Origin of the sequence: Clostridium sp. 1001283B150225_161107_B6 (assembly GCF_015556325.1) — a bacterium.
Classification (GTDB): domain Bacteria; phylum Bacillota; class Clostridia; order Lachnospirales; family Lachnospiraceae; genus Enterocloster.
Map to the genome: position 1 here is coordinate 1 of NZ_JADNMD010000011.1, position 17732 is coordinate 17732.

Here is a 17732-nt window from a genome sequence, read left to right on the forward strand (position 1 = left end):
CCTGGTGTACCGGTTTCTTTTCTCTTGCCATAATAAAAGGCCTCCTATGATTTTTTATTTTATCATAGAAGACCTTTGGCTAATACCTATTTACAGAAAAATTTTCATACACTCGCGGTTAGCAACCTGAAGGCTTTTGTGGCGGGGCAGCCTGTGAACGTGGTACATTAAATAAAATATCTGCAAGAAAATCCTTATTCCGATTTAGGTTTTCTTGCAGATATGCCCCCGGACTTATGTTTCGTTTTTTATTTCCAACCCTCAAAATCACCGACATTGTCCTGGGTAACAAGTGTCAGAGGCAGGTAAACCGGCTCATCAAAGGTTTTTCCCTGAACAATCAGCATAGCCATCTCCTCAGCTGCCTTTGTGTAAATAGCACTGGAGTAAGTCATGCTCCCCATCATGGTTCCATCCTCAATGGCTGCTTTTGCGTTAGTAGTGTAGTCCACGCCGTATACCATAACATTCTCATTGCCCATTTCCTGAAGAGCCTGGACAGCTGCTAACGCCATATTGTCATTGCAGGAAAAGATGCCCTTTAAATCCGGATGTGCTGTGAGAATGTCCTTGGTGGCCTCGTAAGCTTTTGCCGTATCCCAGTCGCAGGCCTGCGTAGCCACCAACTCTATGCCTTCTGTGTTCTCAAAAACAGTTTTGGCTCCGTTTGTTCTTCCTACGCTCTGCCCTGCTCCCTCCAGTCCCGCGAGAATGGCAACCTCTCCGCCGTCCTCCATTCTGGATATCATGTCATTGGCCACAGTACTGCCCTGCTCCTCAAAGTTTACAGTGATTTTTCCGTCCAGATGGCCGCCGGCGTCAGCCAAAGCCTCAGTATCAACGCCAGGTCCCAAATTAATGACAGGAATCTCTGCATTGTTGGCAGCTACAATGCCTGGAATCAGATTTGTTCCATCAATAGGGGACAGGATAATGGCGTCAAAATCCATCGTAACCATAGTGTTTAGCGCGTCTAACTGGCCCTGGGTGTCATCCTCGGCATCTGCTTCAAATACTGTCACCTCAATACCTAGTTCCTCTGCCGCTTCTTCGTAGCGTGTCTTCATGGTTCCCCAGAACTCATTGGAAGTAGAGCTGATAAGGACTCCTATCTTTTCACCCTGACCGCTTTTGGGGAGCTCTCCCAGAGCTTCGTTCATCCTCTTTTCTACATCCGACAACAGCTGGTCCGCTTTGTCAGCGGATTCTGTCTCTTCCGCGGTTTCCGTCTCCTTAACAGGCTCTGTTTCTGTCTGCGTCTCAGCTGCTGCAGTTGTTTCCTGAGCAGAAGTTTCCGTTGCGCTGTCTGAACCGCTGCATCCGGTCAATACCGCTGCAATACACCCAGCTGCCAATAAGCCTGCAAAAAATTTTCTCATAATAATACCCTCCTAAACCTTAGTGATTTTAATAATAAATAGTTATTATTTTATTAAAGTCTTAATATTCCAGACTCTAATTTCTGAAATCAGTACAGACGCCAGCAAAAGAAAGCCTGTAATCCATTGCTGGAAATCAGAGGACACGCTTAAAAGTGTCAGCCCGTTTCTGATACTTCCCAGTATCAGCACCGCCAAGACCGTTCCTGCAATACTTGCGTTTCCTCCGCGGATAGGTGTGCCGCCCATAATCACTGCTGTGATGGCGTCCAGCTCCATGTTCATGCCGGCGTTTGGCTCGGCAGAATTCAGACGGGCTGTGATGATGACTGCTGCAGCAGCAGCTGTAATTCCCAACAGCATGTGAACAGAAATGCGGTAGAAGCCGGTTTGCACTCCTGACCGCTTCAGTGCAGCTTCGTTTCCGCCCAGGGCCCGTATGTAATTTCCCCATTTTACATGAAACATCAGGGGAAAGGCCAGAAGAATGAGTGCCAGGGCGAAAAGCAGCGGCAGCTGGAATCCTCCGATGCGGCCGATTCCCAGCTGCATGAATTCCTTTCCGAACTTGGTAATAGGTTTTCCGTCGGTAATCATCAGGGAAATTCCCCGAAGCATTCCGCTGGAGGCAAGGGTGAGCACGAAAAAGTTGATTCCCGTATAGTGAATGAGAACTCCGTTTAGAGCCCCCATCAAGCCTCCCGCTGCAATACCTGTAAAAACAGCCAGCCAAATTCCCATTCCCCCATGGAGAGACAGGGCGGTCAGCACACCGCAGAGAGACACAATAGAGCCGGCAGACAAATCCATTACTCCTGAGGCAATGACAAAGGTCATACCCACTGCCAGAACCATACGGTAGCTGGCGGCTTCCAGTATATTTCTTATATTTTTCCATGTAAAGAAGTATTCGCTTTTTCCTGCTAAGACTGTAAAGATGATAAACAGTACAGCCAACAGAAACAGCTGCTGTGAGTACTTACTCATCCATTTCTTCATCATCCGTTTGTTCTTCCCTTTCAATAATTGTCTGGTACAGCTGTTTTGGAGTGCTGTCCCTAGTCAGGAAGGAAGCTATCTGTCTGCCGTTTTTAATCACGCAGATTCGGTCGGAAATGTCAAAGACCTGAAACAGGTTATGGCTAATCAGGATAATGGTTTTTCCCTGTTCCTTTAAATAGCGGAACAGATTCATAATTCGTTCCGTTTCCTTCATTCCCATCGCCGATGTAGGTTCATCAAAAATCATAATCTCGCCATTCTGGTAAACGGCCCTTGCAATGGCAACAGCCTGACGCTGCCCGCCGGACATTTTTTCTACCGGCTGGCGTATATCAGGAATATGGATATGGAGCTGTCTCAATAGCTTTTCTGTTTCCCGGTACATGGCTCTGTAATCAAGAAAAAAACCGAAATGCAGAAGCTCACGCCCAAGAAAGAGATTACCGGCGCAGTCCTTGCAGTTGTCAAGGGCCAGATTCTGATAAACGGCTGTAATTCCCTGATTCATGGCCTCCTTTACAGTGAGAGAGTGAAAAACACGCTCTTTAATCCGGATTATTCCCTGGTCTGGCTTCAGGCATCCGGTGAGGAGCTGAATCAGCGTACTTTTTCCTGATCCATTGTCGCCCACAATGGCTGTAATCTCTCCGCCGTAGGCTTGAAATTTCATATTATCAAGAGCTGTGATGGAACCGAACTGTTTTATAATACCCTCCATCTGAATCACTGGTTTATTCAATGCAGGAACTCCAATCTGTAGAAAATCTATCCCTATTCTACCATCATATTCCACTCTTTTTGATTGGAATTTTCTATAAAAAGAAATATATGTATTGTTAATATCTATCAATCAGACATTTCTTTATGATGTGGAAATCCGGAGGGACTGTCCTGCCGCAACAGGATTTCAGGAAATAAGGCGGCCACAATCCCGCTGGCATCAAACCGCAGGACAAGGCCGCCCTAAATTGGATTTTTCTGTTATAGTATTGCCGCCGGAACAGAGAAATGAAATTTCAAAGACAGTTGGTTTACATACAAGGTGTTATTCCAGCTCTGTATTATAAGAAAAAACAGATGCCCCTGGTATCCCCAATTTAACAAGCTCAAGTGTCTATGGTGTACAGGACAGCAGTGATAAAAGGGTATATTCTTCCGATGTTCTCCAACCGGCAAAAATATGTAATGCGCTATGACAGTTGGGAAATTCCGGAGGCGGCCAGGGAAAACCTGGTTTATGGCGTCAGGTACAGCCCATTTAAGGCGGGGAATATTGAGTTTATAGGAATTGTCGGCATTTCACAGATTGATATGATTGAAAAACGCCTTAAGGTAGACAGCTTTGGCGGCCGGGGGTATGTTGGAATTATTGATATTGACGGGAATTATGTTGTCAGCCGGGAGCGCAGTGCAGGCATCGGAAAAGCAGATAATTACTTTGACCAGCTCCGGATAAATACGGCTTTGTCGGAAAACGAAATCAATGATATTATTAACCGTCTGACACAGGGCGAGGCATTCATTGAACACATTGATTACAATAATCAAGTTGACCAGGTCGTATCATTTATAAATATGCCTGAAACCACATGGAGCATTGTACTAACCGTGCCGCAGGACGTGTTCAGTGAACAGACACAGCAGTTTGTGGTAATGACAGGCATAATGCTTGGGGTTGTTGTCGTTGTCCTGTGTCTGATGATGCTCGTCATTATCCGTATATCCGTTGTTTCCAGGACGGCAAAAGCAGAGGCAAAATCCCGTGGCGATTTTCTGTCAAGTATGAGCCATGAAATACGCACTCCGCTTAACGGTATTATTGGGCTCAATCATCTGATGCAGGAGAATAACCAAAACCCTGAGAAGCTGGAGGAATATCTCACCAAGTCTGATTCAACTGCAAAGTATCTGCTTTCCCTTGTTAATGATATTTTAGATATGTCAAAACTGCAGGCGGGGAAAATTGAGACAGAAATCCTATGGTCTGATATTATCGGAGACGAGACCCGGATTGAACAAATACTGATGAATATTCTTGGAAATGCTGTTAAATTCACACAAAAGGACGGCAGTATTACCATGCGGGTATTTCAGGTTCGGGAGGAAAGCAGCAGAGTCATTACTGTCTATGAAATCGAAGATACCGGCTGCGGTATGAGTGAGGAATTTCAAAAGATAATATTTGATTCGTTCAGTCAGGAACATAATAATGTCTCACGGGGAACACATGGGACCGGACTTGGAATGGCAATCAGCTTTCTGCTGGCAAAGCAGATGGACGGAACGTTATCGGTTTAGAGTAAACTGGGAATAGGAAGCTGCTTTACGTTCCGGCTGCCAGCAGAGATTGCGGATGGGGTACAGGACACTAACAGGAAGAATTATGCCGTACCGGAGGCTGTGGATATTGTTCAGGACACAGCGCCGGAAAGAGAACTAGTGAAAATCCTGGTTGCTGAGGATAACGAATTAAATGCCGAGATTCTGCTGGAGATATTAAAAAACGCGGGTTTTTCAGCAGTCCGTGCAAATGACGGCGGTCAGGCGGTGGATATATTTGAGGCATCCTCCCTCCATGAGTTTGGTATCATTCTGATGGATGTACAGATGCCTGTACTAAATGGATACGAGGCAACGAAAGTCATTCGCGCAATGAACCGGTCAGATGCGAAAACAGTCATTATCTATGCCTGCACGGCCAACACATTTAAAGATGACCAGGTCAAGGACCTGGAAAGCGGGATGAACGGATTTATTGCAAAGCCCATTGATGTAGACAAGCTCATGCAAAAGCTTGGATAAAATCCAGAGAGACGCTGTGGGTTTTCGCAAATATGGATATTGGGGATAAGAAAAATGAAAAAAACAGAACAGTTACAGGCAGAGAATAAACGTCCAACAATGCTTACATACCAGGATTCGCTTACAGGACTTTACAACAGGGGAACCATGGCGGCAAAGGTGGGTGAGGCAGTCCGGGTCAATCATGCCGGTATCTTTATGATTATGGATATCAACCACTTTAAGCATATCAATGAAGTATATGGCCATCTGACCGGCGATAAGGTCCTTCAGGAGCTGGCCCGTGTAATAGGGTATCATTTTTTAAAAAAGGATTTAATCGGACGTATGGGCGGTGACGAGTTTGCCGTATTTATACAGGATGCATGCCGGAAGGAGATGGTGGTAAGCAAGGCGGAAAGCCTGTATTCCCGTGCAATTCAGGTTGGAAGGGAGATTGGAATTGGCAATCATTTAAAGGTGACGTTCGGTGTGGAGCAGTTCCGCAAAGGCGATACATTCCAGACTCTTTACAGCCGCGCGGACCTTGCGCTGCGTTATGGCAAGAGTGAGGTCTGGCACGGACAGGCATTCAGGTGGAACTCATCCTTATTTCACTGACAGATACAATCGGCTCTTTTGTGAGTCTGGATGAACGCGATTTTCTGGTCCGGCAGCTAAAGGAAAGCATCTGCTCATCCCTGCGATTTAATGACATTTATACGCACTATACCAGCTGCCAGTTCCTTGTCATGACACCAGGCGCCGGAAGGAACCATATGGAAATGATATCTGCACGGATTCGGAATAAATTCCATAATCTGGTGCAGGACCGGCCAGATGTCAGGCTGTTCTTCAGCTTTTATCCGCTGCAGCAGACGGCACCCGGACGTCCATAACCATTCATGGCCGTCATGGCGCTATAAAAAACCATGGGCGTATAGATGCCATTTGCAGCGGTTAGGTCTAAGAATCAATGCCGGTACCCATAAAGCATAAGGGTCAATATCGTCAAAGCCAACCACGGCACAGTCCTCAGATACACGCAGCTCCCCTGGTCTTTCAGGGTTTTCATGGCGCCGGTGGCCCTGGTGTCGCCTGCTGCAAATACAGCGGTGAATTAAAATCAAATATAGGCTGTTCGCTGCCCGGCAATTTTACAATTGCCGGGTGTTTTTTTGCTGCAGCTTATTGGAGTTATGGTCGGATAGGTTGGATGGTTGGATAAAACATTCTGATATGCTTTTAGGGCATATGAATCCATTTAATCTAAGTATTTGATATAAATACAGTTTAAGATTAAAATAAAGTTATCAAAGGTTCCATCAATGATACCTGCCCCATTGCTTATATACGTCAGCATATTGAACAGATGAAAGGAAGGATGATACAATGAGAAAAAATCTAAAAAGAATCATGGCCGGAGCATTAATGCTCACCGTATTTACGGGCACAGGATGCTCTGCACAGACCGCAGCCCGGAGCGAAGAGGGAAAGACCCAGGCGGAGGGCGCCGGCACTGCTGAGACAGAGAGTACCGGAGCCACCGGGGATGGAGGCGTCGGAGGCGCCGCAGCCGGAGGTGCCGCAGCCGGGGATGGAGCCTCCGGAGCTGTCAATTACGCAGCAATGGAGGATACATCCATCCGGGTGGAAAACATTGAGCTGACAGACCAGTGGGATAAGGTTTTTCCGCTCAGCCATGAGGTGAATCACAGGAAGGTCACCTTTGTCAACCATTTCGGCAATACATTGGCGGCTGATTTGTATGAGCCCAAGGAGTATACGGGCAGTCTCCCTGCAATTGCTGTCTGCGGTCCGTTCGGCGCGGTCAAGGAGCAGAGCTCCGGTCTTTATGCACAGGAGATGGCGAGGAGAGGTTTCCTGGCCATTGCCTTTGACCCGTCCTTTACAGGTGAAAGCAGCGGATATCCCAGGTACTTTAATTCACCGGATATCAATGTGGAAGATTACCAGGCTGCCATTGATTTCCTTTCCGTACAGGAGAATGTCAACCCTGAGCAGATTGGCGTGATAGGTATCTGCGGCTGGGGCGGAATGGCACTTCAGACAGCGGCTCTGGATACCAGGGTCAAGGCAGCCGCAGCTATGACCATGTACGATATGAGCCGGAATACGGCCCTTGGATATTTTGATTCCATTGATGAAGATGGAAGATACCAAGCGCGCGCTGCGTACAATCAGCAGAGAACAGAGGATTATAAGAACGGAGCATATGCGCTGGGCGGCGGCCTGCCGGAAGAAGCGCCGGCAGATGCCCCGCAGTATGTTAAAGACTATGTTGCCTATTATAAGACCGACCGCGGTTACCATCCCCGTTCAGTCAATTCAAACAATGGCTGGGCCGCCACTGCCGGTGGTTCCCTGATGAATATGCGGCTGTTTGAATACGCTCCTGAAATCCGAAGCGCAGTTCTGCTTGTGCATGGAGAAAAAGCGCATTCCTTAATGTACAGCCAGGACGCATATAAACTTCTTCAGGGCAGTAATAAAGAGTTAATGATTATCCCGGATGCAACCCACACAGACCTGTATGACCAGATGGACAAGATTCCTTTCGACAAGCTGGAGCGTTTCTTTGCGGAGGCTTTTCAGTAAGCAGCCTGCAGGGCGGGGTTCCTGTTTGGGGCTCCAATCCCGGATACCGGCGGGAATGGATTTAGGTTCAGCCTTACCTCCAAAAGCAACACGGCCCGGAACAACACATCGTGTTCCGGGCTGCAGCATTATCTACCTAATCCACCGTTCCAGGGTTTCCATCAGTATCCCGATATCAATAGGCTTTGCAATGTGGTCGTTCATACCCGCACTGTGGGCTTTTCCTATATCGGATGCAAATGCATTGGCTGTCAGGGCCAGGATGGGAATGGTATGGGCGTCCCCGCGTTCCAGGCCGCGGATTGTTTTGGTTGCTTTATATCCGTCCATCAGAGGCATCTGGATATCCATCAGAATACAGGCGTATTCCCCGGGAGCCGAGGCTTCAAATTTATTGACTGCGATTAAGCCGTTTTCCGCTGTATCAATGAGAAGTCCATAGGTTTCAAGAAGTTCCACTGCGATTTCCCGGTTGAGTTCATTATCCTCTGCCAGCAGCAGCTTTTTACCGTTTAAAGCATTATTTGGTTTTCCTCCCAGGGCGTCCCAGGAGTCAGAACGGCCGCTTCTGCGGAATTTGTGGAAGGTCTGCACCATTTTTGATTTAAACAGAGGCTTTGTGATAAAGGCATCTGCTCCCGCTGACCGGAACTTATCTTCAATTTCAGAAAAATCATAGGCGGAGACAATGATAATAGGGGTATCCATGCCCACTGTTTTTCGGATTAGCTTTAATGTCTCCAGGCCGTCCATATCGGGCATAATCCAGTCCAGAATCACCGCAAAAAAGTCTTCCGCCGCTTCGTGGGCAGCAGCTACACGGTCCACGGCTTCCCGGCCGGACAGCACCCAGCTGCACTGCATTCCCAGTTCGTTCAGGATTTCAGTAACGCTTTCACATATAATCCGGTCGTCGTCCGCAACCAGAACCGGAAGTCCGGCCAGCTCTGTGTAATCCGCCTCTGTCTCCCTGCATAAATCAAAGGTAACGGCCACCACAAACTGGCTGCCTTTTCCAGGCGTACTTTTCACCTCAATGGTGCCGTTCATCATACGTACAATGTTCTGGGTGATTGCCATGCCAAGGCCGGTGCCCTGGATATTATTGATTCTGGCGTCATCTGCCCGGGAAAAGGGTTCGAAGACATGTGGGATGAAGTCCTCTTGCATCCCAATTCCGGAGTCGGTTACCACGAAAGAATACTGCCCCTTACCCTTTGCAAAACACGGGATTTCCTGAATCCGCAGACCGATAATTCCGCCGTCAGGCGTATATTTGGTGGCGTTGGAAAGCAGATTTACAAGCACCTGCTGCAGCCGTCCTCTGTCCGTAATAACCTTTTCATGGCGGACCCGGTTGGCGTTTACACGCAGTGTCTGATGCTTTTCCTCCACCAGGGGGCGGAATACATCCATTACGTCTTCAATCAGATCCGGGAGGAAAACCTCCTCGGATATCAAGTCAATCTTCCCGCTTTCAATTTTGGACATATCCAGAACCTCGTTTATGAGGTTCAGCAGATGGCGGCTGGCCGTGTTGATTTTTGCAAGGCAATCCTGTATTTTATCCGGGGAATTCAGGTTGGCCTGAGCAATGACCGACATTCCTATGATAGCGTTCATCGGCGTGCGGATATCATGGGACATGGAGGAAAGAAAGTTGGTTTTGGCGTCGTTGGCTATCTGGGCTGTCTTGCAGGCATCCTCCAGCACCTGTTTCTGCCGCACCTGTTCCATGCGCTCCCTGGTCACATCAAGGCCCACGCTGTAATAAGAGGGTACTCCGTCCCAGCTGTCCTGGGCGCTGACAAAGCTGAAGGACAGCGCCAGGATTTTGATATCCCCATGGTAAGTGACCACGCGCCCTTCTGCTGCCGTGGGCCTGCCGGTTGTCCTTGACTGCTCCATGATATTGGTTATCTGTACAATATCATCCGGATGCACATAGGTGCACTGGGAATGCAGCTCCTGTTCAAATTCATTTTTTGTATAGCCAATCAGACTCAGGAAGCCGCCTCCATACCAGAGCACGGTTCTCATATCTCTTGCATCCACCCGCGCGAATCCGCCGTGAACACTGCTTATGAGCGCGTCCCGCTCCTGGTCCTTTTTTGCCAGCCTGTACTCAGCGCTGAATGTATCATGGGAGAGCTCCAGGCGCGCCCGGTGCCCCTCCCAGCTGACCTCCAGGTCCCGGATTAAAAATGTCCGTCCCAGGGTGGGATTATGGAATTCCCAGTTATAGAATTCCTCGGTACACAGTTTGTCGTTGGTGCAGAAGGGACAGGGGGAGGTCCGGCCCTGGATTATCTCATAACATTTTCTTCCCACTGCTTTCCATGCAGGCATGCCCAGCACCTGGCAGGAGGTCTGATTCAGGTACAAAAGCTCATAGGTGCTGATATCGCAGACATAGGCATTGCCTTCGTATGTATCGAGCACAGACCGGAAACAATGGTGCTGCTGTTGAAAGAGCCGGTTCATCTCTTCCTTTTCAGCGGTAAGAGCGCTGATATTGGCAAATTCCATTTGAAGCACAGGGCCTCCCTCCACTGAATCAGCGGTTATGGTACCCAGAAGACGCACCCAGAAAAAACCATCTGACTGCCTGGGCAGCCGGATGGTAATATCAATATCAGAGCTCCCTGCGTTCACTGCCTGGGCAGTTTCATGGCGGATTGCCGCGAAATCATCAGGAAACTGGGAAAAAAACTCCCTAAGGTTTGGAAATAGATGATAAAAATGTTCCCTTGTATATCCTGTAAGACGGAAGAAGCCGGAATTTCCCCACAAAAGTGTGAAAGAGTCATCCAGCAGACAGCAGATAACCCCCGCCTTTAATAAATCCATTCCAGCGGGACATTCTCTTCCTGCTGCCTGCCATGAACCGGACTTGTCCTGTTTGTTTCTTTTGTTGATATTCATACCTTCATCACCCATTCTGTATAACCGCAATTCTTTGTTCACATACATAATTATTGAATTTCCATAAGTATAACAAAAGAATTTAAAAATAGCAACAGCAACAGAAACAGGAGATGGGCCTATTTACGCTTCTAAAGGCCGGGAATAAGAAGTCCTTCTGCCTCGGCAATACCCAGCTGGACCAGCTTGGAGATGATTAAACGAAATTCGTGGACCATGAGCTTTTCCAGTTCCTGGGAAAACCGGACGGAATCCTTTTCTTTCAGTGCCTGCAGAAAGGTATCATAACACAGAATATAAAAATCCGTCTTGTTATGATATTCGTTCCAGATACTGTGCAGGCCATATCCCCAGAAGAGCTGCTTTAAGAGTTCCCCGTAGATGGTGCGGATGGCCTGGTAGGGGGCAAACTGCCTCAGCAGGTCCAGAACATCATAGGAAATAGGCTGATACATGTTGCGCGTTTCCAGAGTGGCCAGCAGCGCTATGCTCCTGCGGATACCGTCCTCATCCAAGGACGATATTGTAATCTCAGAAACCGCCTTGCAGGACAGTGTTAATATCTGCAGGCTCTGGGCCATATCTAAGAGACGTTTGCGGACCACAGGGTTGGTAAAATCGCAGTTCTCCGCAGTTTCATGAAATGGAAGGACCCTGGTTCCAATCCGCTTGACCGACTGGACAGCGCCGACCCCATTGAGCAGGGAAAGTGTGCGGCGGACTGTGCTTACGGATACATTCCGTTCCCTGGACAGCTTGTTCAGAGAGGGCAGCAGTGTGTTGACCGGATAACGGCCAAGGCTGATATCAATCAGTAAATCCATGGCAAGGGAATAGCATATCTGTGACGCCTTTTTATAGGAACTCCATGTAAAAGGAATCTCTTCCCGGGATGTCAGCGTAATCCGCTCCTTATAAAACCGGCAGAGGGACACAGAAAGGGAATCCTGGGCCAGGCAGATTAACTCCCGGAGAGAATCCCAGTCCTGCTTAAGGCAATAGTCCAGGGACCGGGGCGAAAATTCATTGAGGGCAAAATCACACCAGGGATTGTCCGGCACACATAAAAAGGGGGCCTCAAAAAACATATAGACCTGCCAGAGAAGCCGGGTAAAAAGGTCATTGCCCAGGGAGTCATAGGCCTGCATCATATGGTTAAAGGCAATCAAAGGCTGCAGGCCGTGGCTTTTCCTGAGTTCCATCATATTGGTGTAAATTTCCCCAGGGGCATTTTTCAGGCTAATCCACTGGGCATTGGTAAAAAGCGGATTTAAGGATTTGCTTAAATCAATCAATGCACTCTTTCTAAGGGAGAAGAAAAGCTGGACATTCTGTTCTATTTCTTTCTGGCTGTAAGCTTTTATGACCCTGGACCCCACATTCTGGGACAGGGTAACATATCCTTCCCGTTCTAACTGGAGATAAGCGCTGCGGATGGTATCCAGTGATACAAGGAAGTTTTCCGTGTTGTTTTCCATTGTAGGGAGAACGTCGCCAAAGCGATAGGTGCCAAATTGGATATGCGTCTTCAGAACGTCATATACCACATGACACCGCTCCATATCATTTTTCACGAATTCACCTCATTTTTGCTGGTTAATATATCGTAACCAGTATAACATGATTGCCGTTACTTGTAAAACGTTGCTATTCACAGCGGAATTTGTTATACTGAGCATATTATTATGTATGTGAGCATAGAAAAGGTGTAAAATCTGCAGGAATTCAGCCGAAAGGGCGTGAGAGGAGATTCCAGCAATGACAAAAGATACATTGATATCCATGGAACAGTTAGAGTCTGTCCTGGATTATTCACCGGCCGCCATTATTATCAGTGCCCTGGACAACCGGGAGCTTCTGTATGCAAATAAAGCTGCGGGTTTCAGGACATCCCCGGCATGCAGGTACGGACGAATGACCTGTTATCAGGCATTCGGGCGTGACTGTCCCTGTCCCGGATGTCCGGCCGGAACAGTTGGAAAGGAGAAATCCGCGTTACGGGAAGTTTTCAATCCCAAGAACGGCCATACTTACCGCTGCGTTGGGAAGGATATTGACTGGGCCGGCCGTCCGGCCCATATTGAATATATTTCCGATATCAGCAAACAAATACTGTTGGAACAGGAATTTCCCGGAGGGATTATCATGGCGGCCTATTATTCAGACGGAACCATGAAAACGGAATTCATCTCTGCGGGCTTTGCGGCGATGACCCAGCGGACCGTGGAGGAAGCAGGACGCCTGTATGGCGGGGATATCTTTGCCGGGATTCATCCGGATGATGTGGAAAAGAACCGGAATAAGTTTCAGGAATTTTTAAAGAACGGAAAAGGACCGTGTGAATTGGTTGCCCGTATGCAGCGGAAAGATGGGAGTTATCTCTGGACCAGCAGTACGCTGTCCATGCTGCCGCCAAATGGAAGTATCCGCAGGATTTATATAGTGTATACAGATATTACCAAGACAATTGAGGAACAGGAACAGCTGCAGCGCCGGTATGAGGAGCAGCTTCTGGAGCATTATCATAAAACAGGTGCCAATGAACTGATTCTCGGTCACAGCAATATTTCACGGAATCAGGTGGTGGAAATGCGGGACTCCACAAATTCCGGACTGGTGAAACGGTTCGGGACGCACAGGGAGACATTTTTCCAGGGGCTTGCCGGGATGATAACGGATAAAGAGAGCCGGACAGCATTCATGGAAATGTATATGAATGAACCTTTGCTGGAGGCATATGCCCAGAATAAAATGGAACAGGCCATGAGCTGCTACATCCGTCTTCCGGAGGAACGGTACGGACGTTTTGTCCAGTTCAAGGTGAATCTTCTGACAGGACCCGAAGCAGGCGAAGTCATTGGAATCCTTACGGTTACCGACATAACGGAAGAAACCATATCTGAGCGGATTTTCCATCAGCTGTCGGTCACCAGCCATGACTTTGTGGCAGATGTGGACCTTCGCCAGGACTCCTACCGGATACTGGCTTATAATAAAGAAGCGACCTACATCCCGGCCCTTTATGGCCGCCATTCCGGGCAGGCCGCGGAGATGGCGGGTTCCGTTGTGCTGCCAAAGGACAGCAAATCATTCCTGCATGCGCTGGAAGCAGATGAAATGCGCAGAAGATTAAAAAAGGGTCCCTATACCATTACCTTTTCCACGGCAAACCATGGGGATATCCGTATTAAAAACATGACCATTGCCTCTGTTGAACCTTTGATGGAGCGCTATTGTATGGTATGTACGGATATCACGGACTCTGTCCGGGAACAGCAGGGGCTGCTGCATATGATGGCATATACCTTTGAGCTTATGGGACTGCTGGATACCGGCAGCGGGACCGTCACCATGTACACCAGAAAGATGGTGCTGGAAAATCTTCCCCCGGATACAATAGAGAATTACAGAGAAGCCGTGGGAATGTTTACGGATTATGATATTGCGTCGGAATCCGCTTTAGAGGTGCAGAATCAGTTTCAGATAGAGTCCATTCTTGCCCGGCTGGAGCAGGAACCGTCAGGTTATGATTTTGTTGCTGCCTGCCGATGTGAAAACGGTCTCCGGTATAAACAGTTCAGCATGATTTGGGGAAACCGGAATCATGATACGGTCTGTGTGGTCAGGGCCGATGTCACGGACATGATAGCAGCGGAGCGCAGGGTAAAGAAAGAGCTGGAAAACGCGCTGGCCAATGCGGAAAAGGCCAACCAGGCAAAAAGCGATTTTTTATCCGCCATGAGCCATGATATACGTACGCCCATGAACGCCATTGCGGGCATGACCACCCTGGCTTTTGCCCATATGGACGACCGGGCCCGGCTGGAAGACTGTCTGCAGAAGATTACTGTTTCCAGCAGACATTTATTAAGCCTGGTAAATGATGTTTTGGATATGAGCCGGATTGAGCAGTCAAGAATATCATTAAGTCATATGAAGCTGCTGCTTCCCGATATTGTGGACCAGCTGAATGCAATTCTGGCTCCCCAGGCAAAGGAACAGGGGGTTCAGTTGTCCATATATGCGGAGCAGGTTACCCATACCGCATTTTACGGTGATTCGCTGAGAATTAACCAGATTCTGATTAACCTGTTGAGCAATGCAATTAAGTTCACACCTGCCGGCGGCAGGGTAGACTTCCGGGTGGAGGAAATTGCACCGGAAAACATGCCCATGGATATCCGGTACCGTTTTATTGTACAGGATACGGGGATTGGGATGAGGGAAGAATTCCTGAAGCATATTTTTGAACCGTTCACCCGGGAACAGGGGGCGGAGCGCATAGAGGGAACCGGCCTGGGGCTAAGTATTGCAAAAAGGCTGGTTGATTTAATGGGGGGAAGAATCACAGTAGAGAGCAGAGTCAATCAGGGAAGCAGATTCATGGCAGAGCTGGAGTTTGAGGAAGCAGAGCTGTCTTTAACTGTGCATGCGGACCAGGGAGAAACCTGTGATTCGAAAGTCACAGATATATTTAAGGGGCGCTGTTTTCTGGTTGCCGAGGATAATGAAATCAATGCGGAAATTCTTTGCGAGCTCCTGCAGATGAAAGGAGCATCTTCTGAACGCAGGGAAAACGGAGTCAGGGCAGTGGAGGAATTCAGGGCAGCAGAACCAGGGACCTACGATGTCATACTTATGGATATCCAGATGCCTGTCATGAACGGATATGAAGCAACCCGCAGAATCCGCAGCCTGAACCGTGAGGATGCCAGGAAAATTCCAATCATTGCCATGACAGCCAATGCCTTTGCGGAGGATGTTCAGGCTGCATTGGAGGCAGGCATGAATGCCCATGTGGCAAAGCCCATTGATATGGATATGCTGCGGGCCGCTTTGGGTAAAGTATTGTGATGAGCATTGGGCATGGAGCGGACAAGAGGCGGGAACCATGTTTATGCTGTGGCTTAAAGGGATATGAATGGAGAAAGGAAAATGATATGAAGGACGAATTGTTGGATGTGCTTAAAATAATAGCAGATAAACGAATGGAACGAACCTTTGAAGGCCTGCTCAATGAAGATGAAGAGTACAGAAAAATGTTAAAAGCAGTCCACTCCATGGAACTGGAATATGACACATTGGAATTGAATCCGGATATGAAGACAATGATTGATAAACTGCTGGCAGAGAGGGATGGAATTAATATGGAGAAAACATCGCTTGCATACTGGGCGGGAATGATGGATGCTATTATTATTTTGAGGAACATGGAAATCATTACCGTATGATTGGCAGAGATTGGACGCGGTGCGGCAGTTTGCACCGGGGAACCATATGCATTTTACACCGGAATATCTCTCTGACAACAAAGACGGGCTTGAGGTGAAGTCCTTTGCAGGGTGTATTCCTTCGAGCCCGCCGTTAACCATCCGTGTTCTGAGTAACTCAGTTAAAATATTTCCGTATAAAATAAGACGGTGTGCAGCTCCATGCATGACAATAGCTGTTAATGATTCTGGAGCCATAAGGAGAGGCGTACCTGTCCCTGGGATTAAAAAGCTCCCAGAAACAGTCAGCGCCCAGGTCCGCCATCTGCCCCCAGTAGAAACGGATGCAGCGGAGCGCGGTGTCCTTCATGTCATTTTGTATCAGAGCCTCTATAAAATGGTGGTACATATAGGGGGTGACCATGCCCACGGGCGGGTCTGTTTCAATCAGATGCTCCAGCAGTCTGCGGTTCTCCTTCCGGTCCAGCACATCCGCCAGGACCAGCCATATCTGGGATGCCCAGGATATCTGGCGGTCCGGGCCGCTTAAGAAAAAGCCGGATTCACTGTCCCACAGGTATTCCAGGGCTCCCCGGACAGCTGTCTTAGTCCAGCGCTCCAGCTGACTGACGTCCCCTGTCCCGGATTCCCCGCTGCACATAAGCCTGGCTAAACAGAGAGCCTGCTTCATGGTGTAAATCAGGACGCCCTGGGCGCCGGCCTGTTTGTTCAGGCTGTCATTCCAGTCCAGGAAACACCACCAGTCATCACTGTCTTTTACCACTCCCCGGCTGTCCAGGCGCTTCACTGCAAGTTCGGCCTGGCGGTAAGCGGTGGGCCATAACTGAACCAGGGTTTCCCGGTCGCCGGTGGCCTGATAGTAGTCATAAAGACAGGAGATAAAAAACAGGCCATAGTCAAAGAGGGAGGTGTCATCTACCATCAGGGCTGGCCGCAGGAACAGGCAGGCGCCTACGTGATAATCATTTTGGGTAAGTCCGGCAAACAGGTACAGACACCGTTTAACCAAATCATAATTCCCAAATGTCTCATAATTGGTCAGTGCCTGGAGTCTCAGGTCTCCAATCCAAAGGCGCCGGTCACGTTTGGGGCCGTCCTCAAACACGGACTGCATGCAGTCCTCCATGGTCTTAAGGGCTATGGCGTCAATCCGTTTCAGGTCTTCCGGCACAGTTTCATTTAGGGGAGCTACCTGGGACATATCTGCGGAGGTCACGGTTTTGCAGGACACATCACTTACCAGCACCTGGTATTTGGGGGAGGTGTCCAGGACCTTCAGTTCCATATAACGGAAGGCATACCGTCTGGGAAGGGAGATTCTGGCCGGCAGCTCGTCAATGTGAAGAAATTCTTCCTGAATCCAGCTGCTGCTGAGGGAGCCCTGGTAGGATGCGGTGTCCTCCATGATTTCACAGGGCATTTCCCCTAATTTAATCCGTATATGGGCCGGAGCATCAGGGGGACTGCCGGTGGGCAGAAGGCAGAAGGATATATATCCCACGTGGTGGGTGCCGAAATCCAGGCACACGGAACCGCCCTTTGACAGAGGCATGGTATCCAGCGCCTCCACTGGCTTTGGGCGGCAGGGAATCCAGTCAAAGTCCTGGCACGTCCCGTTAGGCGGGAGTTCCTGGCCGTCCGTCCGGGCTTCGGAGGCTGACGGCTCAAATGAGATGAGCCGGACGGGACGGACTGTTTTTCGGCGGAGCTTTGGTTCCAGCTCCTGTGCCTTTTTTACAAAGTCCTCATTGATATTCATTTGAAAGTTTTCTATATGGTTTGTAATCTGTGTCAT

13 protein-coding genes are annotated in these 17732 nt (G+C 48.7%); 7 read left to right on the forward strand and 6 right to left on the reverse strand.

Annotated features, from left to right (window positions below; all coding sequences use genetic code 11):
* Nucleotides 1–248 precede the first annotated feature (248 nt).
* From I2H39_RS21155 to I2H39_RS21165, 3 genes are read right to left on the reverse strand one after another with little or no spacing between them, the layout of a single operon-like run.
* Nucleotides 249–1379, reverse strand: a complete 1131-nt coding sequence (locus I2H39_RS21155; RefSeq protein ID WP_138309094.1) for a substrate-binding domain-containing protein — start codon at nucleotides 1377–1379, stop codon at nucleotides 249–251.
* A gap of 45 nt (nucleotides 1380–1424) precedes the next feature.
* Nucleotides 1425–2381, reverse strand: coding sequence for an ABC transporter permease (locus I2H39_RS21160; protein ID WP_195627452.1), 957 nt, complete (start codon nucleotides 2379–2381; stop codon nucleotides 1425–1427).
* Nucleotides 2359–3120 (reverse strand): ATP-binding cassette domain-containing protein, encoded by a 762-nt coding sequence (locus tag I2H39_RS21165; protein ID WP_195627453.1) that lies wholly within the window; start codon nucleotides 3118–3120, stop codon nucleotides 2359–2361. The genes I2H39_RS21160 and I2H39_RS21165 overlap by 23 nt, the downstream gene beginning before the upstream one ends.
* A 377-nt stretch (nucleotides 3121–3497) precedes the next feature.
* On the opposite strand from I2H39_RS21165, the gene I2H39_RS21170 reads away from it, so the two are divergent.
* The 5 genes from I2H39_RS21170 to I2H39_RS21190 all read left to right on the forward strand — a co-directional run bounded on the left by I2H39_RS21170 (nucleotide 3498) and on the right by I2H39_RS21190 (nucleotide 7781).
* On the forward strand, nucleotides 3498–4679 hold the full coding sequence (locus I2H39_RS21170; protein WP_195627454.1) for a histidine kinase dimerization/phospho-acceptor domain-containing protein: 1182 nt from the start codon (nucleotides 3498–3500) through the stop codon (nucleotides 4677–4679).
* A 102-nt stretch (nucleotides 4680–4781) separates the two neighbouring features.
* The gene (locus tag I2H39_RS21175) at nucleotides 4782–5183 is read left to right on the forward strand and encodes a response regulator (RefSeq protein ID WP_195627455.1); all 402 of its coding nucleotides are present in this window, start codon (nucleotides 4782–4784) and stop codon (nucleotides 5181–5183) included.
* 54 nt (nucleotides 5184–5237) lie between these two features.
* The gene (locus I2H39_RS21180; RefSeq protein WP_195627456.1) at nucleotides 5238–5783 is read left to right on the forward strand and encodes a GGDEF domain-containing protein; all 546 of its coding nucleotides are present in this window, start codon (nucleotides 5238–5240) and stop codon (nucleotides 5781–5783) included.
* Nucleotides 5759–6061, forward strand: a complete 303-nt coding sequence (locus I2H39_RS21185; RefSeq protein WP_138309100.1) for a hypothetical protein — start codon at nucleotides 5759–5761, stop codon at nucleotides 6059–6061. The genes I2H39_RS21180 and I2H39_RS21185 overlap by 25 nt, the downstream gene beginning before the upstream one ends.
* Before the next feature lie 493 nt (nucleotides 6062–6554).
* Nucleotides 6555–7781 carry an alpha/beta hydrolase gene (locus tag I2H39_RS21190; RefSeq protein WP_138309101.1) on the forward strand — a complete coding sequence of 409 codons (1227 nt, stop codon included), beginning with the start codon at nucleotides 6555–6557 and terminating at the stop codon, nucleotides 7779–7781.
* A gap of 132 nt (nucleotides 7782–7913) precedes the next feature.
* Here I2H39_RS21190 and I2H39_RS21195 read toward each other — a convergent pair whose 3' ends face one another.
* Entirely contained in the window at nucleotides 7914–10631 is a 2718-nt protein-coding gene (locus I2H39_RS21195; RefSeq protein ID WP_240305593.1) for a response regulator, read from the reverse strand.
* Nucleotides 10632–10837: 206 nt separating this feature from the next.
* Nucleotides 10838–12280, reverse strand: a complete 1443-nt coding sequence (locus tag I2H39_RS21200) for a GntR family transcriptional regulator (protein WP_138309103.1) — start codon at nucleotides 12278–12280, stop codon at nucleotides 10838–10840.
* 184 nt (nucleotides 12281–12464) lie between these two features.
* On the opposite strand from I2H39_RS21200, the gene I2H39_RS21205 reads away from it, so the two are divergent.
* Nucleotides 12465–15560: a PAS domain-containing hybrid sensor histidine kinase/response regulator gene (locus I2H39_RS21205; protein WP_195627458.1), complete on the forward strand. Its 3096-nt coding sequence runs from the start codon at nucleotides 12465–12467 to the stop codon at nucleotides 15558–15560.
* Nucleotides 15561–15646: 86 nt separating this feature from the next.
* Nucleotides 15647–15937: a hypothetical protein gene (locus I2H39_RS21210; RefSeq protein WP_195627459.1), complete on the forward strand. Its 291-nt coding sequence runs from the start codon at nucleotides 15647–15649 to the stop codon at nucleotides 15935–15937.
* 157 nt (nucleotides 15938–16094) lie between these two features.
* Here the strand turns inward: I2H39_RS21210 and I2H39_RS21215 are convergent, their stop codons facing one another.
* A complete protein-coding gene (locus I2H39_RS21215) occupies nucleotides 16095–17732 on the reverse strand; it encodes a sugar hydrolase (protein WP_195627460.1) in 1638 nt (545 codons plus the stop codon).

Coding starts and splice junctions, on each gene's coding strand:
- I2H39_RS21190 (WP_138309101.1), top strand. CDS start 6,555: ATGAGAAAAAATCTAAAAAGAATCATGGCCGGAGCATTAATGCTCACC.
- I2H39_RS21180 (WP_195627456.1), top strand. CDS start 5,238: ATGAAAAAAACAGAACAGTTACAGGCAGAGAATAAACGTCCAACAATG.
- I2H39_RS21215 (WP_195627460.1), bottom strand. CDS start 17,732: ATGACACAGATTACAAACCATATAGAAAACTTTCAAATGAATATCAAT.
- I2H39_RS21170 (WP_195627454.1), top strand. CDS start 3,498: ATGGTGTACAGGACAGCAGTGATAAAAGGGTATATTCTTCCGATGTTC.
- I2H39_RS21155 (WP_138309094.1), bottom strand. CDS start 1,379: ATGAGAAAATTTTTTGCAGGCTTATTGGCAGCTGGGTGTATTGCAGCG.
- I2H39_RS21195 (WP_240305593.1), bottom strand. CDS start 10,631: ATGGATTTATTAAAGGCGGGGGTTATCTGCTGTCTGCTGGATGACTCT.
- I2H39_RS21210 (WP_195627459.1), top strand. CDS start 15,647: ATGAAGGACGAATTGTTGGATGTGCTTAAAATAATAGCAGATAAACGA.
- I2H39_RS21205 (WP_195627458.1), top strand. CDS start 12,465: ATGACAAAAGATACATTGATATCCATGGAACAGTTAGAGTCTGTCCTG.
- I2H39_RS21160 (WP_195627452.1), bottom strand. CDS start 2,381: ATGATGAAGAAATGGATGAGTAAGTACTCACAGCAGCTGTTTCTGTTG.